The organism is Natrinema salsiterrestre, assembly GCF_029502005.1.
Taxonomy (GTDB): Archaea; Halobacteriota; Halobacteria; order Halobacteriales; family Natrialbaceae; genus Natrinema; species Natrinema salsiterrestre.
The window spans coordinates 17,471-43,998 of sequence record NZ_JAMQOT010000012.1; the positions used below are offsets into that span (position 1 = coordinate 17,471).

Annotated in this window: 29 protein-coding genes and 1 pseudogene; 12 read left to right on the plus strand and 18 right to left on the minus strand. The window is 60.1% G+C overall.

Annotated features, from left to right (window positions below; genetic code table 11):
- Window positions 1-176: 176 nt before the first annotated feature.
- The 4 genes from NDI89_RS21350 to NDI89_RS21370 all read right to left on the minus strand — a co-directional run bounded on the left by NDI89_RS21350 (window position 177) and on the right by NDI89_RS21370 (window position 4,590).
- Entirely contained in the window at window positions 177-1,277 is a 1,101-nt protein-coding gene (locus NDI89_RS21350; protein WP_058365807.1) for a succinylglutamate desuccinylase/aspartoacylase family protein, read from the minus strand.
- A complete protein-coding gene (locus tag NDI89_RS21355; RefSeq protein ID WP_092893792.1) occupies window positions 1,274-1,891 on the minus strand; it encodes a methyltransferase family protein in 618 nt (205 codons plus the stop codon). The genes NDI89_RS21350 and NDI89_RS21355 overlap by 4 nt, the downstream gene beginning before the upstream one ends.
- Before the next feature lie 5 nt (window positions 1,892-1,896).
- A complete protein-coding gene (locus NDI89_RS21360; RefSeq protein WP_425607773.1) occupies window positions 1,897-4,269 on the minus strand; it encodes a copper-translocating P-type ATPase in 2,373 nt (790 codons plus the stop codon).
- Between the two features lie 123 nt (window positions 4,270-4,392).
- Complete coding sequence (locus tag NDI89_RS21370; RefSeq protein ID WP_115819795.1) at window positions 4,393-4,590, minus strand: heavy-metal-associated domain-containing protein; 198 nt, start codon at window positions 4,588-4,590, stop codon at window positions 4,393-4,395.
- Window positions 4,591-4,722: 132 nt separating this feature from the next.
- Between NDI89_RS21370 and NDI89_RS21375 the strand changes: the two genes are divergently transcribed.
- The 7 genes from NDI89_RS21375 (at window position 4,723) to NDI89_RS21405 (ending at window position 10,924) form a co-directional block, all read left to right on the plus strand.
- The gene (locus NDI89_RS21375; RefSeq protein WP_277524692.1) at window positions 4,723-5,313 is read left to right on the plus strand and encodes an AsnC family transcriptional regulator; all 591 of its coding nucleotides are present in this window, start codon (window positions 4,723-4,725) and stop codon (window positions 5,311-5,313) included.
- A 160-nt stretch (window positions 5,314-5,473) separates the two neighbouring features.
- The gene (locus NDI89_RS21380) at window positions 5,474-8,080 is read left to right on the plus strand and encodes a heavy metal translocating P-type ATPase (RefSeq protein WP_277524693.1); all 2,607 of its coding nucleotides are present in this window, start codon (window positions 5,474-5,476) and stop codon (window positions 8,078-8,080) included.
- A 20-nt stretch (window positions 8,081-8,100) separates the two neighbouring features.
- Window positions 8,101-8,325, plus strand: a complete 225-nt coding sequence (locus NDI89_RS21385; RefSeq protein ID WP_220619845.1) for a DUF7123 family protein — start codon at window positions 8,101-8,103, stop codon at window positions 8,323-8,325.
- Window positions 8,322-9,323: a DUF63 family protein gene (locus NDI89_RS21390; RefSeq protein ID WP_277524694.1), complete on the plus strand. Its 1,002-nt coding sequence runs from the start codon at window positions 8,322-8,324 to the stop codon at window positions 9,321-9,323. Before NDI89_RS21385 ends, NDI89_RS21390 begins: the two co-directional genes overlap by 4 nt.
- Before the next feature lie 2 nt (window positions 9,324-9,325).
- Entirely contained in the window at window positions 9,326-9,784 is a 459-nt protein-coding gene (locus tag NDI89_RS21395) for a hypothetical protein (RefSeq protein ID WP_115819516.1), read from the plus strand.
- A 13-nt stretch (window positions 9,785-9,797) separates the two neighbouring features.
- A complete protein-coding gene (locus NDI89_RS21400; RefSeq protein ID WP_115819517.1) occupies window positions 9,798-10,502 on the plus strand; it encodes a DUF1405 domain-containing protein in 705 nt (234 codons plus the stop codon).
- 113 nt (window positions 10,503-10,615) lie between these two features.
- Complete coding sequence (locus NDI89_RS21405; protein ID WP_277524695.1) at window positions 10,616-10,924, plus strand: plastocyanin/azurin family copper-binding protein; 309 nt, start codon at window positions 10,616-10,618, stop codon at window positions 10,922-10,924.
- A gap of 23 nt (window positions 10,925-10,947) precedes the next feature.
- Here NDI89_RS21405 and NDI89_RS21410 read toward each other — a convergent pair whose 3' ends face one another.
- The 4 genes from NDI89_RS21410 to NDI89_RS21425 form a co-directional block, all read right to left on the minus strand.
- Window positions 10,948-11,460 (minus strand): metal-dependent hydrolase, encoded by a 513-nt coding sequence (locus NDI89_RS21410; RefSeq protein ID WP_277524696.1) that lies wholly within the window; start codon window positions 11,458-11,460, stop codon window positions 10,948-10,950.
- A 57-nt stretch (window positions 11,461-11,517) separates the two neighbouring features.
- Complete coding sequence (locus NDI89_RS21415) at window positions 11,518-12,816, minus strand: APC family permease (RefSeq protein ID WP_277524697.1); 1,299 nt, start codon at window positions 12,814-12,816, stop codon at window positions 11,518-11,520.
- 92 nt (window positions 12,817-12,908) lie between these two features.
- Window positions 12,909-13,208, minus strand: a complete 300-nt coding sequence (locus NDI89_RS21420) for a hypothetical protein (protein WP_115819521.1) — start codon at window positions 13,206-13,208, stop codon at window positions 12,909-12,911.
- Window positions 13,205-13,504: a hypothetical protein gene (locus tag NDI89_RS21425; protein ID WP_277524698.1), complete on the minus strand. Its 300-nt coding sequence runs from the start codon at window positions 13,502-13,504 to the stop codon at window positions 13,205-13,207. The genes NDI89_RS21420 and NDI89_RS21425 overlap by 4 nt, the downstream gene beginning before the upstream one ends.
- A 181-nt stretch (window positions 13,505-13,685) precedes the next feature.
- On the opposite strand from NDI89_RS21425, the gene NDI89_RS21430 reads away from it, so the two are divergent.
- Window positions 13,686-15,020 carry a permease gene (locus tag NDI89_RS21430; protein ID WP_277524699.1) on the plus strand — a complete coding sequence of 445 codons (1,335 nt, stop codon included), beginning with the start codon at window positions 13,686-13,688 and terminating at the stop codon, window positions 15,018-15,020.
- A gap of 170 nt (window positions 15,021-15,190) precedes the next feature.
- Here the strand turns inward: NDI89_RS21430 and NDI89_RS21435 are convergent, their stop codons facing one another.
- The 5 genes and pseudogenes from NDI89_RS21435 to NDI89_RS21455 all read right to left on the minus strand — a co-directional run bounded on the left by NDI89_RS21435 (window position 15,191) and on the right by NDI89_RS21455 (window position 21,388).
- Window positions 15,191-15,871, minus strand: coding sequence for a methyltransferase family protein (locus tag NDI89_RS21435; protein WP_199519517.1), 681 nt, complete (start codon window positions 15,869-15,871; stop codon window positions 15,191-15,193).
- A 6-nt stretch (window positions 15,872-15,877) separates the two neighbouring features.
- Window positions 15,878-16,431 (minus strand): annotated as a pseudogene (locus NDI89_RS21440) (DoxX family membrane protein).
- 95 nt (window positions 16,432-16,526) lie between these two features.
- Entirely contained in the window at window positions 16,527-17,696 is a 1,170-nt protein-coding gene (locus NDI89_RS21445) for an NAD(P)/FAD-dependent oxidoreductase (protein ID WP_277524700.1), read from the minus strand.
- Between the two features lie 113 nt (window positions 17,697-17,809).
- The gene (gene acnA, locus NDI89_RS21450; RefSeq protein ID WP_277524701.1) at window positions 17,810-20,587 is read right to left on the minus strand and encodes an aconitate hydratase AcnA; all 2,778 of its coding nucleotides are present in this window, start codon (window positions 20,585-20,587) and stop codon (window positions 17,810-17,812) included.
- 66 nt (window positions 20,588-20,653) lie between these two features.
- On the minus strand, window positions 20,654-21,388 hold the full coding sequence (locus tag NDI89_RS21455) for a twin-arginine translocation signal domain-containing protein (RefSeq protein ID WP_115819524.1): 735 nt from the start codon (window positions 21,386-21,388) through the stop codon (window positions 20,654-20,656).
- 185 nt (window positions 21,389-21,573) lie between these two features.
- Here NDI89_RS21455 and NDI89_RS21460 point away from each other — a divergent pair, with 185 nt between their 5' ends.
- A complete protein-coding gene (locus NDI89_RS21460) occupies window positions 21,574-22,068 on the plus strand; it encodes a hypothetical protein (RefSeq protein WP_245781401.1) in 495 nt (164 codons plus the stop codon).
- 85 nt (window positions 22,069-22,153) lie between these two features.
- On the opposite strand, the gene NDI89_RS21465 is transcribed toward NDI89_RS21460, so the two are convergent.
- Window positions 22,154-22,789 carry a cupredoxin domain-containing protein gene (locus tag NDI89_RS21465; protein WP_277524702.1) on the minus strand — a complete coding sequence of 212 codons (636 nt, stop codon included), beginning with the start codon at window positions 22,787-22,789 and terminating at the stop codon, window positions 22,154-22,156.
- A 116-nt stretch (window positions 22,790-22,905) separates the two neighbouring features.
- Between NDI89_RS21465 and NDI89_RS21470 the strand changes: the two genes are divergently transcribed.
- The 3 genes from NDI89_RS21470 to NDI89_RS21480 are packed head-to-tail and all read left to right on the plus strand — an operon-like array spanning window position 22,906 to window position 23,826.
- A complete protein-coding gene (locus tag NDI89_RS21470) occupies window positions 22,906-23,256 on the plus strand; it encodes an ArsR/SmtB family transcription factor (protein WP_277524703.1) in 351 nt (116 codons plus the stop codon).
- Window positions 23,257-23,258: 2 nt separating this feature from the next.
- Window positions 23,259-23,546, plus strand: coding sequence for a DUF7521 family protein (locus NDI89_RS21475; protein WP_277524704.1), 288 nt, complete (start codon window positions 23,259-23,261; stop codon window positions 23,544-23,546).
- Window positions 23,547-23,550: 4 nt separating this feature from the next.
- The gene (locus NDI89_RS21480; protein ID WP_277524705.1) at window positions 23,551-23,826 is read left to right on the plus strand and encodes a DUF7521 family protein; all 276 of its coding nucleotides are present in this window, start codon (window positions 23,551-23,553) and stop codon (window positions 23,824-23,826) included.
- A gap of 12 nt (window positions 23,827-23,838) precedes the next feature.
- Here NDI89_RS21480 and NDI89_RS21485 read toward each other — a convergent pair whose 3' ends face one another.
- From NDI89_RS21485 to NDI89_RS21500, 4 genes are all read right to left on the minus strand, one after another.
- Window positions 23,839-24,738 carry a universal stress protein gene (locus NDI89_RS21485; protein ID WP_277524706.1) on the minus strand — a complete coding sequence of 300 codons (900 nt, stop codon included), beginning with the start codon at window positions 24,736-24,738 and terminating at the stop codon, window positions 23,839-23,841.
- 24 nt (window positions 24,739-24,762) lie between these two features.
- Window positions 24,763-25,296: an SRPBCC family protein gene (locus NDI89_RS21490; protein ID WP_142980802.1), complete on the minus strand. Its 534-nt coding sequence runs from the start codon at window positions 25,294-25,296 to the stop codon at window positions 24,763-24,765.
- A 33-nt stretch (window positions 25,297-25,329) separates the two neighbouring features.
- Window positions 25,330-25,629, minus strand: coding sequence for a hypothetical protein (locus NDI89_RS21495; RefSeq protein WP_246058030.1), 300 nt, complete (start codon window positions 25,627-25,629; stop codon window positions 25,330-25,332).
- Window positions 25,630-25,765: 136 nt separating this feature from the next.
- Complete coding sequence (locus NDI89_RS21500) at window positions 25,766-26,338, minus strand: DoxX family protein (RefSeq protein ID WP_103428182.1); 573 nt, start codon at window positions 26,336-26,338, stop codon at window positions 25,766-25,768.
- Between the last annotated feature and the right edge of the window lie 190 nt (window positions 26,339-26,528).

The window sequence follows — 26,528 nt, forward strand, 5'->3', positions numbered from 1 at the left end:
TCTGTAGTTGAGAGGGCACGATCTTGCTGAGGTGATCTCGACGATGTTCGATAAAAGCCGACCATCATACCGTACGAATTAGAACTTGGAACGGTTATTGGCCGAAGAACGATCCAGTAGGCAATTATGGGGGGCTCTTCGAACCGATGAAGAGCCTGTCAGCAGACGCTGGCCCGTCAAGAGAGCGGATCTCGTCCTTCATACTCACCGCTCTCACCATATTCCGGCCGCTGGAAACCACCCTCACGGTAGACATCGAACTCACCCCGCTCGATGTCGTCCCGGATGATGTCTGCGGTCGTTTCGTCGACGCTCACGAAGTGACACAGCGGATGCCCCGGGTACGCGACTGCGTTCTCGAGTACACCGACGACGAGGCCAGTTGACGGTGCACGAACGACTTCGACCTCATCTTTGAAGTGATCGGAGATAGTGAACAGCTGCTCCCCGTCCTCGACGAGCGGCTGTGGGCCCCACTTCATATCGACGAGTCCGCCGGTGGCAGCACGAAGCCACGTCTTCTCACCGTCGCGTGCGACCACACGCGTCCACCCAGGCCAAGAGACCGGCCGGTCTGGCAGAACCTCGTGTTCAGCGAGGACACTCGCCACGCAGTGAAGGGCGCGTTCGAGATGCGTCGATTGGAACCGGTGGGCGCGCCCCATCTCCACAGTTACGGTCGGAACCCCCGTCTTCGATGCTGCCTTTCGGAGCGTCCCGTTTGAGCCTTCACCGTCGAGAATCACGCTCGTTCCGAATGCACGGGCGATGCGTTCGACGTCAGAGTCGCGCATATCTGCCCGAACGTGATACATCGTCGTCCTGTTGCGCGTCGAGGTGTGGAAATCCAGCCCTAGGTCGCACTTCGAGACGAATTCCTCGAAGATAGTATGGGCGAGACGTTTCGCCATCGTTCCCTGTGGATTCCCGGGGAACGACCGGTTGAGGTCCTCGTCATAGATCGGGATGTAGCGCTGTTGGGCCATGAATCCCGGGACGTTCAGTACGTGGAGGCAGACGAGTGCCCCGTGGATGTCCGGGGGACCGTAGGTTTCTGCGACCTCTTGGACGATCTTGATGCCGTTCAGTTCGTCGCCGTGCACGGCAGCACTGAGGAACATCGCCGGGCCATCATTCTCTCCGTTGACGACCGTGACCGGAATGTCGATCGGGTCGCCGTGGAAACTTGTTCCCACCGAATAGCGGAACTGGCGCTTCTCTCCGGGTGAGATGGTTCGGCCGCCGACCTCAATCGGTTGTGTCGCGGATCCAGTCATTGAGAATCACTCTCGGACTGCTCTGAATGTGTCTGCGCTGCACGTCTACTGGGTTTACCAAGGAATCGTGGAACCGCCTCGCAGTATGACTCGTATTCGCCCCCGTACTGCTCGCGGAGCCACGGCTCTTCGGCGAGTGGTGCGAGCAGGAACCACACGATTCCACCGATAGCGAGAATGACCGTTTGAATCGAACCTGCGAGGAGGCCTCCGCTGGCGAGCATGGTGATGAACCCCACGTACTGTGGATTGCGAGAGAAGCGATACGGTCCCTCAGTTTGAAGGTGGCCTTCGAGACCACTGCTCTCCCAGAATCCGAGTGTCCACATCGCCCAGATAGACAGCGCTGTGCCTGCTACGAAAACAAGCACACTGACGAGTTGCACCACCACCGGTGGTTCGTACCAGTGCCACCAGTCGAGGTATGCAATGCCGACCAGACCCACGACGTATAGCGTCCAGGCTGTCCAGCTGACCCAGAACGTCCAGTTCCGCGTCCCGTGCGGCCAGAACCGGAATGTCGGACTGACGATGGTGGCAAGGAGGCCACCCAGTAGGAGTCCCCCGGATAGGAGACTGACGCTGAACAATGTCTGTGTCGCCTGGAGTGCCATAGGGATCACGCACCAATGTCGGGCACGGAAATATCGGCGCTGCGGAGACGACGGGCGTTGATAGCGACGATGATTGTCGAGAGAGACATGAACACCGCGCCGATCGCCGGCGACAGCAGGATACCGATAGGCGCGAGGACTCCGGCAGCGAGTGGGAGCGCGAAGACGTTGTAGCCGGTCGCCCAGACCAGATTCTCCTGCATCTTCCGGTAGCTCGCCTTCGAGAGCTTGATGAGACGGACGACATCCAGGGGATTGTTGTCGACGAGGATGATATCGCCCGACTCGATGGCGACGTCGGTCCCTGAACCGATGGCAATACCGACATCTGCTCGCGTGAGCGCCGGCGCGTCGTTGACGCCGTCGCCGACCATCGCGACCAGTTTCCCCTCGGACTGGAGCGCTTCGACTTTCGTGTCCTTTTCGTCGGGGAGTACCTCCGCGAAGTACTGGTCGATGCCGAGTTCCTCCGAGACAGCCCGTGCGACGTCCTCCGAGTCACCGGTCAGCATCGCCACCTCGATATCCATCGCGTGTAGCGCCTCGATGGCCTGCCGGCTTTCTTCCCGAATAACGTCCGCCAGCGCGAATGCTGCGACAACTTCGGATTCGTCGTGAACCAGGTAGATAACCGTCTCTGCGTTCGAGCCAGCTTCCTCCGCGAAGGCAGCGATTTCGTTGGACCGCTCGATACCGAATTTCTCAATCAGGTTCGGTCCACCGATATGAACCGTCTCGCCGTCCACAGTGGCTCTGACGCCGAGACCGCGGAAATTCTCAAAGTTCGAAACCTTCGCTCGCTGGATATCCCGTTCCTCGGCGGCGTCTCGGATGGCGCGAGCGATCATATGCTCGGAGTCACCCTCGACACCAGCGGCGACTTCGAATGCTCGCTCTTCAGTCCAGTCGCCTGCCGTCTCAACACCGACGACGCCCTGTTCGCCCTTCGTGAGGGTCCCGGTCTTGTCAAACATCACCGTGTCCAGATTTCGAGATTCCTCCATGGCGATGCGGTCGCGGATGAGCATCCCGTTTTGGGCAGCCGTGGAAGTGTTGATCGCGACCACGAGCGGGACGGCAAGTCCAAGTGCGTGGGGACACGCGATGACCAGGACCGTCACGACGCGCTCGAGGACGGTGATGTTGTACCCGACCGCGACGACCCACGCGACGGCAGTAATCGCCGCGACGCCGAGTGCAATATAGAACAGCCAGCCAGCTGCCTTGTCGGCGAGCAACTGGGTTCGAGATTTGGACTGCTGGGCCTCGTCGACCAGTCGCATGATGCCCGCCAGCGTCGTCTCGTCGCCGGTCTTCGTGATTTTGACGCGGAGACTCCCGTCCTGGTTGACCGTCCCGGCGACCACCTCTGATCCGGGCTCCTTCCCAACTGGTCTGGATTCGCCGGTAATCATCGACTCGTCAACGGACGACTCGCCCTCGACGACTTCGCCGTCGGCAGGCACGCTCGCGCCCGGGCGAACGAGCACGACGTCGTCCTCGCCGAGTTCGGAGACGGGCACTTCCTCGGTATCTCCACTCTCGGTGATACGCTCGGCGGTATCGGGCATGAGCTTCGCGAGTTCGTCCAGCGCCCCCGAGGCCGCCCGGACCGACCGCATCTCCACCCAGTGGCCCAGCAGCATGATGTCGATCAGCGTGACGAGTTCCCAGAAAAACGGTGTCGTCCCTTCGAGAAACAGACTCGCGATCGAGTAGACGAACGCCACCGATATCGCCAGCGAGATGAGCATCATCATCCCCGGCTCGCGGTTTTTCAGTTCCGTCCGGGCCATCGAGAGGAAGGGCACGCCACCGTACGCGAAGATCACGACCGCAAGTACCGGCGTTATCCACGTACTCCCGGGGAACGTAGGGGCCGTATAGCCGAAGACGTCCTGAATGAATTCGCTGAAGACGATGACCGGAATCGAGAGGACGAGCGACACCCAGAACCGCCGCCGAAACATCGCCTCGTGGCCCGAGTGATCCGTGTGATCGCTGTGATCCCCGTTTCCACCCCCGTGTCCCTTCTCGTGGGCGTTACCACCATGGTCGTGCTCGTCGTGTACGTGCTCTGCTTCTGTAGAGTGAGCGTGCTCGGCCGCAGCGTGGCGGTGCGGGTGTTCGGCTTCGTGGTCGTTATGTGCGTGTTCGTCCGTGGATTCGGACTCCGTGGTGGCGTCTGCCGCAGTGTGAGTGTCGTCCTTCGGGAGTTTGGACTCCGGCTCGGATGACGCGTGGGCTGATGCTCGTGGTTCCGACTCTGCTTTCAATCGGCAAATTCGACAACAGTAGACGGGTCCTTCGGATTGATGCGAGGGGTGCCCCTCTTTAGAGGGATTTTCGGATGTCTCGTGGTCTGGATTGTTGCTCATGGCGTGGGTATTGGTGCCGTCCCTTATTATGCTGTCCAGACCCTGATACGGCGCGGTACCGTCAAGAGGGCCGGTGTCGAACGAGAACGGCGGGGCACTTGTGGACGTGCGTTCCGGCGGTTCTCAGGCGTGGGCGGTGTATCCAGCGTCCTCGACGGCTTGAACGAGTGACGTGACGTCAGCATCGCCATCGACGCTCGCCTGTTTGGCCTCGCGATCGGCAGTCGCGTCGGTCACGCCGCTCACTTCTCGAAGCGCGTCTTCGACTGTCTGTTCACAGTGACCGCAGGTCATTCCTTCGACAGTGATGGTCTGCGTCATACACTGGTACATACGGGAGGGGAATCTTTGTCAGTTTCTGCTTCGAATCCAAAGTCTATCTTGGAAGTGGGATGGCATTCAAATCTTGGCGCTGGGAAACAATATTGTGGTTCGGGGGTTCAATGGGGAGATATGCGTGATTTAGACGAGACAGACATGGAGATCCTCTCGCTACTAGCAGAGGACGCGCGACGCCCGTTCAGCAGCATCGGTGAGGAGGTGGATCTCTCGGGGCCAGCCGTATCAGACCGCGTGAAACGGTTAGAGGAGGCCGACATCATCAACGGCTTCACCGTCGACGTGAATCGCGCACAACTGCGAGCTGGCGTTCCGGTGTTCGTCCAGCTCGAAAACGATACCGCTGCCATCGAGTCACTTCGAAGCCGGCTCCACGACGCGGATGGTATCGAACACCTCTTCGTCACTGCCGAGGGGAAAATATGGTTCTACGGTCGTGCGGAAGGACAGAACGTTCGCCGGTGGGTCGAGGGTCTCCTCGAAGACGCGCCATCAACGGAGTACTCGGTGACGCTCGTCGACGACCTCGAATGGACACCCTCACTCGACCGCACCGAGTTCGCAATCACGTGCGCCGAGTGTGGAAATACGGTCGATAGCGAGGGCGAATCCGCTCGAATCGACGGAGACATCTATCACTTCTGTTGTCCGTCGTGCCGTGGCCGCTTCGAAGACCAGTATCAACGTCTCGAAGACGGAGTCTAGTTGTAGCCGCGATTTCCGCTCCAGATCGGCGGAGTCGATATTGGCATCCTTCGGTAGTGGAACGGAACTAGGCCTTTGAATCTAAATTCTATACTGGTCTAAAGCACTGGTCTCGAAACAGTAACTGCACTAAGGAAGGACTACGTAGTATAGGACAAGAATGGGAACGCGAACTGCACATCTCGACATCACAGGGATGACCTGTGCTAACTGTTCGGCGACAGTTGGCGACGCGCTAGGGTCCCTCGACGGCGTCGTTGAGGCGAACGCGAACTTCGCCACGGATGAAGGCTCCGTCGAGTACGATCCTGACGAGGTATCGCTCGAAGAGATATACGAGGCGATCGAAGATGCCGGGTATGGTGCGGTGTCTGACACAGTGACCATCGGCATCTCCGATATGACCTGTGCCAACTGTGTACAGACCAATGAGACTGCCCTAGAGAACACACCCGGTGTCATCGCGGCCGAGGCGAACTTCGCCACCGACGAAGCCCAGGTCCGGTACAACCCCGCGGACACGTCGCTGGATGCACTCTACGATGCCATCGAGAGCGCGGGCTACTCGCCCGTCCGAGAGGACGGCGACGACAGCGACTCTGGCGAGGACGCGCGCGACGCCGCGCGACAGGCTGAAATCCGTAAGCAGCTTCGACTGACCCTGTTTGGTGCGGTGCTGTCGGCACCTCTCCTCTTTTTCCTCGCCGAGAAGTTCCTCCTCGGCGGTGGCGTCCTCCCGGAGACCATTCTCGGAATCGAGTTCGGCTGGGCAGAGTTCCTGCTGGCGACGCCCGTCCAGCTGGTGCTCGGTTGGCCGTTCTACAAGAACTCGTACAATGCGCTGGTGAACAACAAGCGCGCCAACATGGACGTCCTGATCGCGCTGGGCTCGACCACTGCGTACGTCTACTCTGTCGCAGTCCTCTCAGGGCTCATCGCGGGCGGCCTGTACTTCGACACCGCCGCGCTCATCCTCGTGTTCATCACCCTCGGGAACTACCTTGAAGCCCGCTCGAAGGGCCAAGCCGGCGAGGCGCTCCGCAAGCTGCTGGAGATGGAGGCCGAGACCGCCACCGTCGTCGATGAGGCCGGCAACGAGGAGGAGATCCCACTTGAGGACGTCGAGGTCGGCGATCGGATGAAGGTTCGGCCTGGCGAGCAGATCCCGACCGACGGGGTCGTCGTCGATGGCCAGTCAGCGGTCGACGAGTCGATGGTCACCGGCGAGTCTGTCCCCGTCGAGAAGAGCGAGGGTGACGAGGTCGTCGGCTCGACTATCAACGAGAACGGCGTGCTCGTCGTGGAGGCGACGAAGGTCGGGAAGGACACGGCGCTTCAGCAGATCGTTCAGACGGTCAAGGACGCCCAGTCGCGCCAGCCCGACATCCAGAACCTCGCCGACCGCATCTCGGCGTATTTCGTGCCGGCAGTCATCGCCAACGCCGTTCTCTGGGGTGTCGTCTGGTACCTGTTCCCCGGAGCGCTCGCGAGCTTCGTCGAGTGGCTCCCGCTGTGGGGTGCCGTGGCAGGTGGACCTGCAATCGCTGGAGGGACCGTCACCGTCTTCGAGTTCTCGATCATCGTGTTCGCGTCGGCCGTACTGATCGCCTGTCCCTGTGCGCTGGGCCTTGCGACGCCTGCCGCGACGATGGTCGGGACGACTATCGGTGCACAGAACGGCGTCCTGTTCAAGGGCGGTGACATCCTCGAACGCGCGAAGGACGTCGACACGGTCGTCTTCGACAAGACAGGGACGTTGACGAAAGGCGAAATGGAGCTCACCGACATCGTCGTGTTCGACGGTGACGGACAGCCTCTCACGGATGGCGGCGATACTGCTGCAGATGGTGGCCAACTGACCGCTCGTGACCGTCTCGGTGAGGAAGATGTCCTTCGGCTCGCGGCCACGGCCGAACATGCGAGCGAACACCCGCTCGCCCGTGCCATTGTCGACGGCGCCGAAGAGCGGGGGATCGACGTGAGCGACCCGGACCACTTCGAGAACGTCCCCGGCCACGGCATCAGAGCGACTGTCGGCAACAGTGAGGTCCTGGTCGGGAATCGGAAGCTCCTCCGTGACAACGGGATCGACCCCTCGCCCGCGCAGGACACGATGGAGCGCCTCGAGAACGAGGGGAAGACGGCAATGCTCGTCGCCTACGAGGGCGAACTCGTGGGTGTGGTCGCCGATGCCGACACAATCAAAGAGAGCGCGAAGGACGCTATAAGTCAGCTCCAAGAACGTGGTGTCGACGTGATGATGATCACCGGCGACAACGAGCGGACCGCCCGCGCGGTCGCCGAGCAGGTCGGCATCGCTCCCGAGAACGTCCGCGCGGGGGTTCTCCCCGAGGACAAATCCGATGCCGTCGAGAGCATTCAGGACGAAGGCCGGAAGGCGATGATGGTGGGCGACGGCGTCAACGATGCGCCCGCCCTCGCCGTCGCGTACGTGGGGACCGCCATCGGCTCGGGGACGGACGTGGCCATTGAGGCGGCGGACGTGACGCTGATGCGCGACGACCCCCTCGACGTCGTGAAGGCCATCCGCATCTCGGACGCGACGCTCGCGAAGATCAAGCAGAACCTCGTCTGGGCGCTCGGGTACAACACCGCGATGATCCCGCTGGCGTCGCTGGGCCTACTCCAACCGGTGCTCGCTGCCGGTGCGATGGCGTTCTCCAGCGTGTCGGTGCTGTCGAACAGCCTGCTGTTCCGACGGTACACCCCCGATCACGACTACAAACTGCTCGGGAAGCTGCGCTGAATACCAAAGCCACTTGATCCATGTCCTCTATTTCCCGCCGCAAGGTGCACGCGTACCTCGTCGAGACGGCCGATACTGAGCCCACGTACCTTCGGGCTCGGGATATCGCTAGCGACCTCGACGGATCGCCGAAAGCCGTCGCACAGTATCTGAGCCAGCTCCAGGACGACCTCACCGACGTGTCGCTCGAACAGTGGGGACGCTCGAAGAGCACGACGTGGCGACTGGAGGTGAGCGAGTCGTGAGCACCGTCACTCGCCGCGTCGAATCCGCCCTCCCCGCCACTGGAACTCGGGAGTGGTGGGTCCTGTATCTGCTCGCCCCGGTCGTCCTCGTCGGTGCAGCACTCCTCGCATTCCCGACGCTCGTCTACGACCGATTCGTCTGGCAGTATCTCTGGGGCCCGGTCGTCGCTGACGCTGCCGGCCAGCCAGTCACGCACGAGGGAATACGGGCCGTCCGCGGATACAACGCCGTGAACACGGTGACGTACCTCGCGGCCGTCGTGTACAGTCTCCCCGGGCTCCGAGCGTATCTCGACTCCCTCAATGTCACGTACGACGCTCGACTCGCGTACGGGTTCGCGCCAATCATCGTTGCTGGCGGAGCGATGCGCGCCCTCGAGGATATCGGCCTGCTCGGTGACTACGCCGTGCTGTTCATCACGCCGTCGATCTACTTCGTCGTCACCGCCGTCACCGTCCTCTCACTCGGCGTCGGCGCACTCGCGCGTAACCGGAATATCGGGTCCATCCCGTCGATAGTCGGTCTCGTTGGAACGGTCTGGGCGATCGGTGCCGTCGGGTGGGCGCTCTGGCACGGGCTCTCGACGTCGGCTCCACTCCGCGTGTGGGTGCCGGTCGCGACGACGGGGATCGCCCTCGGTGTGACCGCGCTCTACTACTGGGGAGCGAGTCTCGTCGATGTCGCACACCTTCGACACCCGTTGTTCCTGCTGGCCGTCTTCGGCCAGATGTGGGATGCGGCGCAGAATCTCATCGGCGTCACGTTCCTCGGCTATTCACCCAAGCTGGTCGTGACGAATCTCGTGTACCAGGCGACCGGCTTCTCGGGGTCGACGTTCGTCCTCAAACTCCTCGTGACCGGCGGTATCGTGTGGTACCTCGCGGACGCGAAAGACGAAATGAACCACACCTGGTGGTGGCTCATGACGTTCTTCATCGGAGCGATTGGGCTCCCGATGGGCGTCCGTGGATCGCTTCGGATGATGCTCGGAGTCTGACAATGGAGACGATGAACACAAACGGTACGACACGACAGTACGGCGCGGCAATCGCACTCGTCTCGGGAGTCTACTCGCTGCTCTCCGCGACAGGTGGCACCGGGATGATGGGCTCGAACAGCGGGCTCCTCATGGCGCTCCTCGGCGTCGTCGTGGTCGTCCACGGCGTCGTTCTGCTGACGCCCTATGCGGATCGGCTCGGGAACGCGAGTGGTCCCCTGATGATCGGCTACTCGCTCGTGATGTTGCTCAACCAGGCGCTGGTCGGCGTCACCGGGAGTGTGAACTGGGGAATGGGTAGCGGGATGGGGTCCGGTATGAACGGCGGGATGAGCGGCGGCATGGGGTCGTCGATGACTGCCGGGATGGGCTGGGACCTCGGAATGGTCGCGCTCGCAGTCCTGATGTTGATCAGCGGCGTGATTATGACGAACCGACGAAACGACAGCACAGGGATGTAATTCGGCGAGACGAATGACATCCGCACCTACAGCGACCACGAATCGACTGCCCAGCTACCTTGCCCCACTCCCCCGGCGCGTCGAGGACTTCGCACTTCGGTACGCGTGGGTCATCGTCGCGATAAATCTGGCCGGGACTGCGTTCGGGTTCTGGTACTACCGCTTCCAGCTGGCCCAAACCCCGATAGTGATGTGGCCGTTCGTCCCCGACAGCCCCGCCGCGACGCTGTTCGTCGCGCTCAGTCTCGCCGCGTGGAAACTGGATTACGACGTCGAGTGGCTCCATATGCTCGCCTTCTTCGGCAACATCAAACTCGGTCTCTGGACGCCGTTCGTCCAGCTGGTTCTCAACGGACCGGGCGGTATCGAACCCTGGCTCTACTGGTTCCTCATCGTAAGCCATCTCGCGATGAGCCTCCAGTCGTTCCTGATCTATCGCTACGCCGAGTTCACGGTCGGTGCGGTCGCCGTCACCACCGTCTGGTACGGCCTCAACGACATCGTGGACTACTTCGCGCCGCTCGTCGGGGAGTTTCACCACACGTTCCTGCGGGCCGAACTCGTCAACGGCGCACTCGATCACTCGGTGCGAGCGCACGACCTCGCAGCGGCCGCGGCCGTGACGCTGACGCTCGCCGCGGCGTTTCTCGCACTAGCGACACGGGTGAAGAAGCTCGAAACAACTGAGGAGTCCTCCGCACGAGGGGTGCGCCGATGAACGGCTATTCACGACGGTCGGTACTTCGCCGGAGCCGGAGTGTGCTAGCAGTCGGGGCAACCGCGATTGCTGGCTGTCTCGGAGGTAGCGGCCCGTCGGGTCCGACGGTCACGATGACGGGCGACCTCCGATTCGATCCGGGCGAAGTCGCAATCGACCCCGGTCAGCAGGTCACCTGGGTGAACGAGAGTGGAGTCCCCCATACCGCATCGGCATACGAAGAAGGGATTCCCGACGAGGCGTCGTACTTCGCAAGCGGCGGCTACGAGTCCGAGCAGGCTGTCCGGTTGAGTACGTCAGCGAGAGGGTTTCTCGAACGGGGCGAAACCTACAGTTACACGTTCGACGTCACGGGGACGTACCAGTATTTCTGCCTGCCACACGAGGAAAGCGGGATGGTCAGACGTGTCATCGTCGAATGACCACGAGAGTCGACCTCACCCGATCACTGACGGTGGGTCGATGGGTATCCCGGCATTCCATCAGCTATCCATAGCCAGAGCCCCAGTACCGTGACGACGGTTTGCCCGAGTACATACGGGGTCGGAGACAACAGCGCGAGCAGATCTCCGATCGTCTCGACGTGGTGATAGTCAGTTACGACCGGCCAAAACAGAAACAGTAGCGTCTCCTCGGGGACGAACAGGTAATCCACGAGGTCCGCAGCGAGGTGTGATCCATATCCGAGCGCGTACGCCGCGCCGACCTCCCACCGGTCTCTGTGTTTCGTGACGTAGAAGACAATCAGGACGACGAGTGCCGCGGCGAACACTGAGTGCGCGACCGACCGACTCGGGAGCGATGGAAGTACAAACGCGAGTGGTTTGTCGACGAGATCCGGGAGCAACGCACCTCCGAACAGGGCGATGATCGGGACATCGTCACATCGGTCAGTAGGGCCACCAAAAATGCCTCGGTAAACGAGATACGCGACTGCAGCGTGGACCCAAAAGAGCACACTCGACAATACTGTCCAGGTTACGTAAACCGTTCACGCACTGCTGCCCCGTCAGCATCACACGCCATCGATTTCGGAGCGAATAGTCTCGCGCTCGAAGTAGAGGATTTCCAGTCCCAGGAGGACAACCGTCACAACGAGAACCACACTAAAGACGGCGGGTTCCATCACGGCGAGGTGGTACACTAACGACGGGAAGAACAGTACTGCACCCACCACGCCGACGGCGGGGAGGATACCTGTTCGAAGCCCCGCTCGATGCCTGAACGCGAGGAAACTCATCGACCCAAAGACGGTGATGAAGGCAAGCGACGCGAACGACGTGATTCCCTGAAGACTACCGTAGGCGGTGAACGCGGCCGTTATCAGGCCCAAGATGAGAAGTGTTCGCGTCGGAGCACCGTCGGCATCGGCATCTCCGATCCGGTCGGGAAGTAGGTCGTCTTCAAGCATTCCCGTCGCAAAGTGGGCCGCCGAGAACAGCGTGGCGTTGATCGCGCTCCCAGTCGAGAACAGCGCCGCCACGGAAATGAGGATGAACCCCATCTGCCCCATGAACGGTTCGGCCGCGATGGCGAGTGACACCTCGGGGTTCGCGGCGATCGTTTCGGGCTGAAGTAGACCCGTCGTGACGACTGCTACGAGGACGTACAGCCCGAGAGACGCGGGAATTGAGAGGTAGATCGCCTGCGGGATGGTCGTCCGGGCGTTCCGAAGACTTCCCTCGTCGTAAAAGAGTAGCTGCCAGCCCTGAAAGGCGACGAACGAGAGGGCGGCGGACATGAGCAACCCGCCCGTCGCGACGGAGGAGAACCCGGTCGTCAGCTGTCCTGTCCGCGCTCCAAAATAGAACCCCCACACACCGAAAATGAGGAGAATCCCGACCTTTGCCGCGACGAGGAGCACCTCGGTCACGCCACTCGCCCGGGCGCCGAGGACGTTCAGCAGTACAAACCCCAGGACGCTGAGAACCGACACGACGGGGCGGAGTGGAACCCCGAGGGCTGTTTCGACGCCGAGAAGTTTCGTCGCGAAACTACCGAATGCGAACGCGTACATCCCCATCGACCCGATATAGCCAAACAGAAGCGTCCACCCGACCATCCCAGCGACCGTCGTCGACTCACCGAACTCCTGTAAGAAACTGACCGAGCCGCCGGACACGTCGCCAAGCCGCTGGAGACGAACGTACGAGTAGCCAGCGCAGAACGCGACGACACCGCCGCCGGTAAAGGCGAGCCACGCCGCAGGCCCCGACATTTCCGCAACGACGCCAAGTACGGCGAAGATCCCACCTCCGATCATACCACCGAGCGCAATCGAGACTGCACCGAGACGGCCCAGCTTCTCGCTCATCGTCTCTCCGTTGGGATGCCATCTTTAGGCTTCTTGTCGTTACGAATCCAAACCACCTCAGCCCGAGAAGTAGAAATCGTCTGCCTCGATGCTCAAGTTCGGAAGAGCGAGTAGAACCACGCTTCAGTGTCCGGATGGAGACCGTTATGGACTGTCCGGACCGCCGCAGCGATTGATACTGCGAAGATAGCGTGAAGAAGATGTGTCGGAACCCACCCGACCACTACCGCACTCGCCCCGAGGACGGCAGCACAGAGCGCTCCAACGCCGATTCTGAAAAAGAACGGCCGCTGAATCACCAACACAGTGTCCCCGTAGAGCAGGATGTAACAAAGGGACGCAAGCCCACTAGCGACGACTGCCGAGAGTAACGAGAAGAGGAGCGTAGTCATCGGGATTCTCCTCCAGAATACCCAAGTCGCGGGTGAATATATCCGAGTGCGCCGAGTACGGCCACGAGACTAAGGAGAGCACCGGTTTCCACTGCAGCGAGCAGACCATGCGGAAGCGGCGTGAGCATCCCGAGATGGGCGATCCCGAACAGTAACCCAACGAGCGGTATGCCAACGAGTAGGTACCCATATATTCCCTCGTACTGGTGCCAGATAGCGGGCGTTTTGCTCACCGTGTACGCGGTGCTCGCGAGAATGATACCCGTCACGAGAAGTTCGCTGTAGGACGTAAGCATACGACTATCCTCCCCAGCCAGCCACAAGTCAATTACTCCGCACCCGAAGTGGCATACCCCTTGATTCTAAATTCTGCTAGGGTTGTGATGCTGGTATCCAAAGGCTCACAAACGATATATCCCACAGATGTAGCCACAACCGCATTAGGAGAGCAGCCCCTAGATGTAGGCCACCAAGACAATGGACAGATCAGATTACGCGATCCTCTCGGTTATCGCCGTAATCACCGTCGCCATCGGCATCGTCACGACGACAAAACCGCTCGGGACGTTCGTCGTGGAGAGCACGAGGCAGGCCGCGACGACGACCGCCGCGATGGCGTGGATCACCTGGTGGGCGCTCGTCATCGGGTTCGCCATCGCCGGCGGCGTCGAGGCGTGGGTCTCGACCCAGCAGATTTCGGAGCTGCTCGAGGGACACGGGCCTCGCTCCATCGGCCTCGCCACGTTCTTCGGGTTCGTCTCCTCGTCGTGTTCGTACTCGGCCATCGCCACGGCGAAGAACCTCTACAAGAAGGGGGCGTCGGCTGCGGCGGCGCTGGCGGCGTTCCAGTTCGCCTCGACGAACCTTGTCATCGAGATCGGCATCGTCATCTGGCTGCTGCTGGGCTGGGAGTTCCTGCTGGCCGACGTGGTCGGTGGCCTGCTCCTCATCGGCCTGATGTCGGTTGGCTTCGTCTACGTCGTCCCCGACAAGATTCTCGATGAAGCACGCGAGAACGTCACCGACGACGAGGGCATCACTGTCCAAGACCCGGTCTGTGGAATGGAGGTCGATCCTGAGGAAACCGACTACTCCATCGAGCACGAGGGCCAGACGTATTACTTCTGCTCGCAGTCCTGCAAGGACTCCTTCGACCCGGAGGAAGCGAACACGTCGATTCCGGAGAAGGCGACCTCGTGGTCCGGGTGGAAATCGCTCGCGGACAAACAGTGGAAGGAGTGGGCGATGCTGTGGGACGAGATCGCTATCGGGTTCATTTTCGCCGGCCTCATTGCCGGGTTCATTCCCGAAGCCGTCTGGACGAGCGTCTTCTCTGGCGCCGTATTCGGTTTGCCGGTGTACGTCCTCTGGACGGCCGCGCTGGGTGCGATCATCGGCGTCGTCACCTTCGTCTGTTCGGTCGGGAACGTCCCGTTCGGGACCGTCCTCTGGACGCGCGGGCTCCCCTTCGGGTCGGTGCTCTCGTACATCTTCGCGGACCTCATCGTCCCGCCGATCATGAAAGCCTACGACGAGTACTACGGGACGACCTTCGCGGCGGTACTCAGTCTGATGATCTTCGTCACCGCCGTTATCGCCGGGTTCGTGGTCCACTTCCTGTTCCTGGGCCTGGGCCTCATCCCCTCACGAGCCTCCGCGCAGATCGCCGAAGTGTCCATCGAGCTCAACTACAAGCTCGTGTTGAACGTCCTCGCGACGGCGTTCTTCGCGTTCCTCTACTGGCTCCACAAACAGGATTCGGTGGCTGGTGGGGAACGCGGTGACGAGAGACATGCGGCAATGACGGACTGACGGGTATCTACCTGCTCACGTAGTTCACAATCTGAATTTCGTCTATCAATAATTCGACGACACAGACAAGGAACATCTACGGTGTCGGGCAATTAATCCCTGACTCCCTTCCACTGCCCAACCACAGTTTCGATACGAATACCATTCATTCCAGAGCGGTCTCGTCGAAGTCATGGGTCTTTGAGATCGTCACTGCTGCTACGAGACTCAGCCACGAGATCGCGCCACTGCTCCCAGCGGGGGATAAACATCGGCACTTTGCGCTGATAAGTGCGGTAGTCCTCACCGAATGTATCGATCATATCACGCTCTTCTCTCCGTGCAAGCCACGTAAAAATCACAACGACGAACGGAAATAGAGCGACAGAGAAGATTGTCGGCCAGTGAATGATGCCCTCGCCAAACAGAGCGATGAACAGACCGGTGTATTGTGGATGGCGGACGTACCTGTAAAGCCCGTCTGTGACCAGTCGGTCGTCCTGTCGGGCACGATAGACTTGTCGCCATCCCTGAGCAAACAGGCCGATGCCGACAAACGCCACAGCGTAGCCGAGGAGCATTGATACGAACATACCCGTTTCGCCAAACCCGATCAGTGTAGACCAGAGATTGGTACTGACGTACTCGCGGTCCAGACCGAAAAACCGGACCAGCAGATAGATCGTCAGTGGAAACCCGTACATCTCCGCATATAATGCGATGATGAACGCCTGTACCACTCCTGCGCCGACCCACTCCCGCCAGCTGTCAGGAGCGAAGTACCGATAGAAGAACCAAGAAACGACGACAATGAAGATAATCGCGAGGCCCCAAGCACCGGGATTCGTAATAGTGGTATCTATTGATGACACGCTTACTTACCCGAGTAGATACTGAGTCCAGGGATGCCGTTCGACAAGCGGCACTCCACCAACCTCGTACTGTTCAATGTACGCGTAAGGCCGAGTATCCGTCCCGCACCGAACGCGGCGACTGAGAGGAACACGAGCATGTACGCGAAATCACCGTTGATGTAGCCATGTGTGACATCCCAGTTGCCGAAATAGAACATGAGCATCATAAATGCCCCCCAGAACGCAGCGAGCCGAGTGAGGGCACCGAACAACAACCCGAGGCCGATAAGCAGCTCTCCCCACGGTACTGCAACGTTCACGAAGTCAACAAACCACGGCGTGTTCCCCATCGCGACGAACAGATCAGCGAGTGGACTCCCGCTATTCGGAACGGCCCCGGTGAGATATCCACCGGCACTAAAACTTCCCGAGAGGACCTTGTCGAGACCACTCTGGAAGAACGCCAGTCCCATCATCAACCGAAGCGCAAAGATAAACCAGACACTCAACGTGTGTAGTCGACCGCTTGCGGTGAACCCCCCGATCGTACTTTCTAATTGAACTTCTTGAGATGCCATATCGTGCTAATTCCCGGGAAGGTGTTATAAAATCGCGTTGGGATCTCGCCATACCGGAATAGAGAGCCCTTTTCGGGGTGATCTCTCCGATACCGTCATACTGGCTGAATAGTATCGTATTCCCAGGCGTCTGTGACGGCGGCATACGTCTGCTTGATTACAGCCGGGTTGGAGAAGATCCGAGCAGCCACCCGTGGATGCCCCAAGAAGCGACGAAGAACCGCCCGTGGGGATCGATCGATGTCTTCGATGTCGATTCCAGACACCACTTGGACGGCATCACCGAGAACGGTCATCTGACGCGTCTCGACGAGGTGCCGCATAATCCGGGCGAGCAGGTACTCCCCTTTCATCGTCCGATAGAGTCGGTCTGGATACTCCTGAAGGCTTCCCTCCGCCGTCAACTTGGCTGCGAGATACGACGACTGAATTGCTTGCGAGATCCCCTTCCCGGTCAGCCGATTCGCGAGTCCAGCCGCATCCCCGACACGAACGACGGGCCACTCAGGTAGATAGGTCAGCGCAGGATCGAGACTCGGTCCTTCGGGGATGATAGCGATATTCGTCTGACTCCGAGATGGTATCGGCCAGCCGTTTCGTTCACACGCCGCCTCAAATGCGGCTATGTAATCGGCTGGGCGTTCGCTCTCAGTCCACCCGATGCCGACGTTTGCCCGCTCGGGCGATTTCGAGAACGCCCACGCGTACCCGGTATAGCCCTCAAGAACGATCTGGCTATTCGGGTAGAGATCTGAAAAGTCGCCCTCCACGTCAGCATTGAGGGCGATCATCCGACCCGCGTACTCGTCCGTTCTCCCTCGAACTTTGCTGGTAATCGACGGTTGGCCAGTCGCGTCGACCAAGAGGTCGTATTTATCGGCCAACGTCCGGAACTCCGCCTTCGTGATCTGGTGGTTTTCGTGAATCGAAACGCCCTTTTCAGCGAGGCGTTCGGACCATCGTCGTTCAACGATGTTTCGGTCGGTGATGTACGTATCGGAGGCCGGGAATCTCCCACTCCCGGTGTGCTGTCTGCTGGATGTCGTTCCGTCGTAGATATCCACACGTAACTCCGGAAGAGCATTGACGAACCCATTCGCCGACATCGAACGGAGTGGAATCTTCGAGACGGCCGTCATCGCTTCCCCACAGTTGACTCGTTTGTCGTCGTACGACTGACGTTCGAAAAGGTCTACTTCGAAACCTCGCTTGGAAAAGCCTTCAGCAGCGGCGAGACCGCCGACTGCCCCACCGAGTACTGCCACGCGTTGGATTCGCGGTAACGGTTCAGACGACTGCTGTGAGCGAGAGCGGAAACTTTCAGATCGTGAAGTAGTTGTCTCTAATACCATTTGTCACTCAGGATAGTTGCCCCTTATTAGTCCTCGGTGAGCAGTCGGCGGAGTACTAGATGCAGGATTCCGCCGTTCTCAACGTATCGAACGGCTGCGGGCGTCCCAACTTGTGCCGTGACCGGGAACTCGACTCTCGAGCCGTCGTCCCGCTCTGCGACGACGGTCAACTCGTCGTTCACGTCTAGGCCGTCGTCCAATCCACGAATCTCAATCCGCGCCGACCCGTCGAGACCGAGGGATTCCCACGAGTCACCGTCAGCGAACTGCAGCGGGAGGACACCCATGCCGACGAGGTTGTCACGGAAGATGCGCTCGTAGCTCTCCGCGATGGTTGCGCGAACGCCCAAGAGGTCAGTCCCTTTTGCGGCCCAATCGCGGCTCGACCCGGTGCCGAGTTCTTCGCCGGCGAACACCACCAGCGGCGTATCATCTTCCCGATAGCGGCGGCTCGCCTCGAAGACGGTCGTCTGCTCGCCCGTCGGCTGGTGAATCGTGTAGCCGCCCTCGACGTCGTCGAGCATCTCGTTCTCGATGCGAACGTTGGCGAAGGTGCCGCGCATCATCACCTCGTGGTTGCCCCGGCGGGCACCGTAGGTGTTGAACTCGTGAGGTTCGACACCCTGGTCGACGAGCCACTCGCCGGCGGGCTGCTCCCGAGAGAACGGTCCGGCCGGGCTGATGTGGTCGGTGGTGACGGTGTCCCCGAGCAGCATCAGGGTGCGAGCGTCGGCGATGTCGCTGACACCGGGCTCCTCCAGCGGGAAGTCCTTGAAAAAGGGCGGCTCGCGGATGTACGTCGAAGAATCGTCCCACTCGTAGACGTCACCGGTCGGCGCGTCGAGTGCCTCCCACCGTTCGTCACCCTCGAACACTTCGGCGTACTTCTCCTCGAACATCGAAGCGTCCACGCTCTCATGGATCGCCGTGTGGATTTCGTCGGCGTCCGGCCAGATGTCGGCGAGGTAGACCGGGTCCCCGTTATCGTCCGTCCCGAGTGGGTCCGTTTCGAGGTCGATGTCCATCCGACCGGCCAGCCCGTAAGCGACCACCAGCGGCGGACTGGCGAGGTAGTTCGCTCTGACCTTCGGGTGGATGCGCGCCTCGAAGTTCCGATTGCCCGAGAGGACGCTCGCCGTCCAGAGGTCCTCGGCGTCGATGGCGCGCTCGATGGGTTCGGGGAGTGGCCCGGCGTTCCCGATGCAGGTCGTACAGCCGTAGCCGACGACGTTGTAGCCGAGGTCTTCGAGATACGGCAGTAATCCCGAGGCTTCGAGGTATTCGGTGACGACGCGGCTCCCGGGCGCGAGACTAGTCTTGACGTACTCGGGGACATCCAGGCCGCACTCGACGGCGTTGCGGGCGAGCAGGCCTGCGGCGAGCATCACCGAGGGGTTCGACGTGTTCGTACAGCTGGTGATGGCGCTGACGACGACGCTCCCATGCCTGATTTCGGTCGTCTCGCCGTCGAGGTCGACGTCGACCGTGTCGTTTAGTTCGCCCACGTCCGGTTCCGGGAGGTCGGCGTCGGGGCGGTCGGCGGCGACGCTGCTCTCGCCCAGCCAGCGGGTGAGTGCGTCCTCGTCGACGTCGTCGAGTTCGTCCTCGAACTCGCCGTGGACCAGCCCCCGGAAGTGGGTCTTCATATCGTCCATCGGGACACGATCCTGGGGGCGTTTCGGGCCGGCGAGACTCGGCGTGATCGTCGAGAGGTCGAGTTCGACCGTCTCCGTGTACTCAGGATTCTGTTCGCCGAACAGCCCCTGGGCGTCGAGGTACTCGCGAACGAGTTCGATGTGTTTCTCGTCGCGGCCCGTGAGTTCGAGGTAGTCGAGCGTCGCTTCGTCGACGCCGAACATCGAGATGGTCGAGCCCTGCTCGGGAGCCATGTTCGCGATGGTCGCCCGGTCAGGGACCGTGAGGTTTGCCACGCCGGGGCCGAAGAACTCGACGAAGCGGTCGACCACACCCACCTCTCGGAGCTGCTCGGTGACGTGGAGGACGAGGTCGGTCGCGGTCGCTCCCTCCGGGAGTTCGCCAGTAAGTCGAACGCCGACCACCTCGGGAAGCTTCATCGTGATGGGCTGGCCGAGCATGGCGGCCTCGGCTTCGATGCCGCCGACGCCCCAACCGACGACGCCGATGCCGCCGATCATCGGCGTGTGGCTGTCCGTGCCGACGAGCGTGTCCGGAAGCAGCCAGTTCTCGCCGTCACGCTCACGAGCGTGGACCACTTGGCCGAGATATTCGAGGTTTACTTGGTGGACGATTCCCGTTCCCGGCGGGACGACGCGGAAGTCGTCGAAGGCCTGCTGAGCCCACTTGAGCGCTCGATACCGCTCGCCGTTGCGCTCGTACTCCAGTTCGACGTTCTTCTCGTAGGCATCCTCGGAGCCGAAATAGTCGACCTGGACGCTGTGGTCGATTACGAGGTCAATTGGAATCTCTGGCTCGACGATCGCGGGATCCTTGCCTTTCCGGTCAACCGCTGAGCGGAGCGCAGCGAGGTCGACGACGGCAGGGACACCGGTGAGGTCCTGAAGAACGACCCGCGAGGGTGTGAACGGGAGTTCGACATCCGGCACGTCAGGTTGCCATGACGCGACGTTCTGAACGTCCTCGGCGGTGATGGTTTCTCCGTCGGCGTTCCGGAGGACGGATTCAAGCAGCACTCGGATGCTGACGGGGAGCTGATCAAGTTCACAGAGACTCTCCTCTTCGAGGACTGTGAGGTCGGCCATCTTGTAGGAGGTGCCGTCGAACTCGAATTCGCGGATTGCATCGAATGGAGACTCTTCGTTCATACCTCTTGCTACGGTGACCTGGCTCTTGAATTGTCTCCTCCTTGGACGGGGTGACGATGTGGAAGGTTACAAAATACGATCGAGTGCATCCCCGATCGACGCGACTTCAACGACTCGAATCCCCTGAACCGTCACGTCTGACGGTGTGTCGTCAGAAACGATCAGTTCCGTCGCTCCCAATGCTCGTGCTGCACGGGCCTTCGCTCCGATTTTACCGACAGGAAGCAACACTCCTTCGTCGTTCACAACGCCGGTTATCAGCTTCGTTCGTGGAGGGGACTGTCTCCGGAGGCTAGCGACTAGTGCGACCGTGAGGCCCGCTTCCCAGCTTTTCCCGCCGAGTGCGAGTACCTCTGAGTCGGGAGGATCGAACGTGACTCGTATCGACGTTCCCGCGAGCGAACGGCCAGTGAGACGCGTCGCCGTCTCCGTCGCCTCCCGGAGTGCGAGCTGTAAATCGTGACGGACCTCAACGTCGCCCACATCGACAAACAACTCACCATCACCCTCCGAAAACGCAAACTTGACCGGGAGTATGAGGCCCTCGCCAGACGAATCGACTGCTGGAAGATAATACTGTACCATGGCGGGAAGCGTCGCCCCACCGGCAAGCGTCGCCAGCGATTGAAACCCCTCGTCGGAGCGTGTGAGACCGAGAACTGCTCCAGCACCTCCGACACCACCGGTGGCGAGTCCGACAAGGAATCCGCGCCGTGACAGAATCTCGTCTTCGATCCGACCAATGACATCGCTTTCCGAATCGGAAGGGAGCTGGGTCGCGGTGGAGTCATCGGAAGCCATGATACTGTACTATGGGCCTATCGAACGTCGTGGTATTGATTAACAGTCACACAGTAATAAAGCCTCTTCGAGGAACAATGTCCTCCCAGAACGGGTACGCCTATGCCGATTGCTCCCCGAGTATCAGAATACGCCTCTCGTGAAATATGACGTATCGATATCGGTCACTCCTTGGCATTACAGTCGTGAGTGCTATCGTGACCGGTGTCGGCGTCTGGCTCGCCTATCTGCTCGAACTCGCTCTGCTTCAGGCGACGACGAACATGACGTGGCCACTACTGGTTGGGCTCATCGAGGAAGCACTCGTTCGCTTCCTCCCACTGATTCTCACGTTCTACGGCTGGAGTTACTGGCGGGGACGACTCCTCTCGAAAACCGAGGGATTGCTTGCTACCGTGGCGTCCGGATTCACTGTCGCTGGACTCGAAGTACTGCTCAAACTCGAGTACTTGGCGCAGCTAGAGGCGACGGTCCGATTCGATTCGCTATTCCTTCCGCTGGTGTTCGTACATATCCCGTTTGCGCTGCTCGCCGGGCGGTTCGTGTACGCGCTCGGAGAACGGATTCACGGAAACGAACCGATTGGAATCCCGTCGCTCTCTCGGCGAACCGTGGCGCTGCTCGTCCTCGGCTATCTCGGCCTCGCACTTGCACACGTCGGCTACAATATACTCGCCTAGTCGTACAAACAGAAACACGAGGAGGATTTAGGGGACGAAAATCGCGTGTCAGCTACCGATCACTCATCGACGGAACGACGCGTGTTCACTCGTGGTCGTCGCCGAGAGCTGTGCTGACCATCCCGTTCAGTTCTTCGAGCTTCTCGCGAACGCGCTCGGGCTTGTCAGCCGGCGGGTCTTCCAAGGCGACCTGCTCGTGGGGATCCGGTTCGCCGACGATGACGCTCCCAATCATGCCGAGGCTCTCGTGGGGCGTACAGTAGTAGTGGTAGACGCCCTCGGTCTCGAACGTGTGTTCGAACGTTGCGCCCTGTTCGGTATAGAGACCACTGTCCCAGGCCGCCGCTCCATCGGGGACGAGCTGGGGCTGGTCATTGTCGGAGTGGTACGCGGTCGTCGAGTGGCTCCCGCTCTCGTTGTGCCAGGTCACGGTCCCACCGACGTTCACCCGCACGACGTGTGGCTCGAAGTGGTAGCCCCCGTCCTCGGTAATCATGTTCACTTCGGCCGTATCGGACGGCGCCCCGACCGCCTCGTCGTGGCCATCCTCCTCGTCGCTATGGCCGGACTCCGTGCTGGTGTCGTCTTGTCCGCTCTCGGTCGGCGTTCCGTTCGCCCCTCCGCCGTCGTTATTCTGCGTTCCGGTGCAACCGGCAAGCCCAACGACTGCCGTACCGCCAGTCAGCTGAAGCATCCGTCGACGCGTGAGTGAGTCGGTCATGGAATCGGTCACCTTACACGTGAACCTACACACTCGGTGGATATAGACCGGAAAGCAGATTTGCTGGGTCAGCAAATCGGCGTTTCTTTATATACTCTTTCACAACATCACGGACTGTGAGTGAGGAGCGAGACATCTCGGGGATCCTCGAAATCCTTGACGACGACTATGCACGCGCAATCCTCGAGGCGACTCGCCAGAAACAGATGTCCGCCAAGGAACTCAGCGAAGTGTGCGATATGTCTGTCTCGACGGTTTCCAGACGGGTCAACACATTACTGGAGTACGACCTGCTTATCGAGCGAACGCATATCGATCCGGACGGTCACCACTACAGCGAATATGAGGCCCAGCTCGATCGCGTTGACGTCCGACTTCTCGAGTCTGGCTTCGACGTCCGTATCGAACTTCGAGAAGACGCCGCCGACCGCTTTACGCGCATTTGGGATAATATGAGGAACGAATAACCATGCACCCTGGACTCATCGTTGCAAAGCTCGTTACAATGGTTCTGGGATTCCTGATCGCCTATCAGGCGTACCGGGGCTACCGTCGGAACAACAGCCGACCACTGCTCTATGTCGCGATTGGCTTCGTCTTCATCAGTTTCGGGGCCGTCATCGAGGGTCTCTTGTTCGACGTGGTCGGACTCACACTCTCAGACTCGGGTACGGTAGCGACCATCATCGTGGCTGTCGGTATGCTCTGTGTCCTGTACGCGCTATACGGACGCGACACCAAGGAAGTGGAGGAGTAATCGGGTGGTCGCGACAACGACGGCGGTTCTGATCGGCGTCCGCTTGCTCGTACTCGCACTCGGTATCCTGATCACGTACTACAGTTTCGAGGCGTATCGACGAACGGGTGCGTACTATATGCGAAATGCTGCAATTGGCTTTGGAATCATCACTCTTGGTGTGTTCATTGAAGGAGTATTGTTCGAGTTCGGGGGGCTTGATCTCGCTCTTGTCCACATCATCGAATCGGTCGCCATCGGGCTCGGATTCGTGGTCCTCCTCATCTCGCTTCGCCGGTAGCTCAAGCCGCGTCTACACTCCTCGAATAGTCAACACTGGCTCATCCGAGTTCCGGAGAACCCGCTCGGTCACACTCCCGATGAGCCGTCGTGAAAGACCGGACCGTCCGTGTGTTCCCATCACGACGAGATCTATCCCGTTTTGATTGCAGTATTCTTCTATTGCCTGGTGAGGAACGCCGTGAGTGATCTCAGCAGCGACTGAAACACCGTCGGCAGCTGCCCGGGACTGGACGTCTTCGACGATAGTCTCTCCGTTTTGCTCCAGTACTTGCTGCAGTTCGTCCCACGTCCATCCCGGACGAGACGCGTAGGCACCTCTATCCACAACGTAGAGGACATGAAGTGTCGCATCGTACGTCCAAGCCAAATCAAGAGCGTGAGCGACTGCCTCTCGTGCGGGCTTACTCCCATCAGTCGGGACGAGAATATGCTCAAAGCCGCCCTGGGTTTCAGATTCTGATAGCGCCGGCTTCGCTTTGACACTAAGCACGGGGATATCGACAGTACGGACGATTCGGGTCGTTACACTGCCGAGCAGGACTCGGTCGAGACCGGTGTGTCCTCGGGTTCCCATACAGACGAGGTCGATCCCGATATCGGTGATGTAGGAGCGAATTTCACGCGCTGGAATGCCACGGCGAACCTCAGTTACTGCGTCGAGACCATGTTCTGCAGCTCGAGTTTCGATCTGCTGGGTGGCGGCATCGCCAGCATCATACCACATGTCTGGGAGTGTCTCCAGGTCGGTTTCCAGCGTGGTCAGTTCCAGCTTTCGCTCGATGGGCGAACTGTCGACGACGTGGAGCGCGTGGACAGTTGCGTCGTATCGGCGAGCGAGCTCAAGTCCGTATTGGATTGCGGGCTCGACGTTATCGCTGCCATCAGTCGGGATGAGGATGTCGGTATACATGGTTGGATGAGTGCGTTGATGTTGCTACGGACTCTCGTCCGTCGGTTTTGGGGGCTTATGGGCTGTCGACTCGATGCGTTCCTTGAAGAAGACGAGCTCCTTGTTGGTGTGGTCGTAGAGCTTGGCCTTCCCGTCAAGAACGGTGGTAAAGAGCCGCTTTAGCAACCGGCCCCGGCGGTTATTCGGGAAGTCCATCCAGACGGCGTGTGACATCCGGGTTCCATCCTCAGTCTCTTCGAGCCGAATCGTACCACCTTCGGGGATTCGAACGGTGACAAGTCCACGAAGGAGTGGATAGTACGCTGTCCCAGTCCAGACCGCCACGTGTGGATGATCGATGTACTGAAATCGGCCGTGCAGATCGGCGTACATCCCAGCGACTTCTTCCGCCTGGTGGAATGTCGCCCCCTCTTGTGGGCGATTATCGGGTGTGTCGTATTCGAGTCCGTAGTGTTCCTCGGGGTTCGATGCCGTCCAGTGGACGGGGTCAGTTACGTAGTCCCAGATCTCCTCGGGCGATGCGTCGATGACGATTTCGGCTTTGTCAGTGACATACATGGTGGTCTCTCCACGCTCTCATTTTTCCTTCGCTCACCGTGCGAGCGCGTTGTACAACCACGCGAAGGCGTACACGAGAACGAAGCTAATGACAGTTGCCTCGACCATGCCCGCCACCGTTCCGACGACGGTCGGTTCGAAGAACAGGTGCCACTGTTCCATCATCGCTACCGCACCCTCGTACACTCCGACAGCACCGAAGACACCGAGCAGTAGCATCACGGCTGCTGCGACGATCGCTCCGGATGCCCCGAGTGCAATCGCGTTCAGTTCTCGGACTGCATCCTCAGCTTGGTCAGTACGGTTTGCGGTGTTGCTGGTAGTCGTGCTCATGTCTAGTAATACGTCGGCATGGTTCAATGCGATTGTCGTTACGATTCGAAAGCAAACGCCCGTCGAAGGGGACCACCGACGTTTCGTCGACATACGAAAACGGTACAGGAGGACGTTTTCGAGGCTTCCTTTCGAATCACCCGAGCAAGTACCGGAGCCACGGATTGGACTGCACGATCTCAAGGTCTTCGAGATAGGCATCCAGCCCGAGAATCCGCCCAGCACCGAACGCGCCCAGCCCGAACAGGAGGACGGCGTACACGATGTGGTCGTCGACGACCCACCCGTGGGCGACAGGAAGCCCTGCCAGAAGCCCGCCGGTCAGCGACGCGAGCCAGTAGAACAGCATCATCACCGCACCCCAGAAGGCGCTCCAACGGACGAACGCACCCAAGATAAGTGCGAGTCCGGTCAACGTGAGCCCCCACATATTGAGCTGGTCGATGAGTGGGTTCCCAGCCATACTCCCCCAGAATCCCATCAGCGGATTACCTTCCGGGACGGCGTTCATCAGGAAACCAGCGGCAGTCCAGTTGTTCTCCGGGTTGGCGTCCAGATACGTGACGAGCTTCGTGACGCCGCCCTGAAAGAGCGTCCACCCCATCACGATGCGAAGGAGGAACAGTGAGTATCCGACCCAGTGCTCGGAGTAGTCGAACGTGACGGGACGGCCCCAGATTTCCGTTTCGAGGGTTTCTGTCGTTGCCATAGTGCAGCTAGAATGATTCATTCATAATTTATTACAATTGTGCTTATTAAGGGGCGGATATCAGGGCGAGAAATCTTCGAATCGAAACCGACCAATGAGTATGGCCATCACTCCCGATTGCTGGTCTGCTCAATCTGATGGGTATGTATTCCCGTATGCACGCTCGCTCTGAGTAACCCGGAGTTCGTGG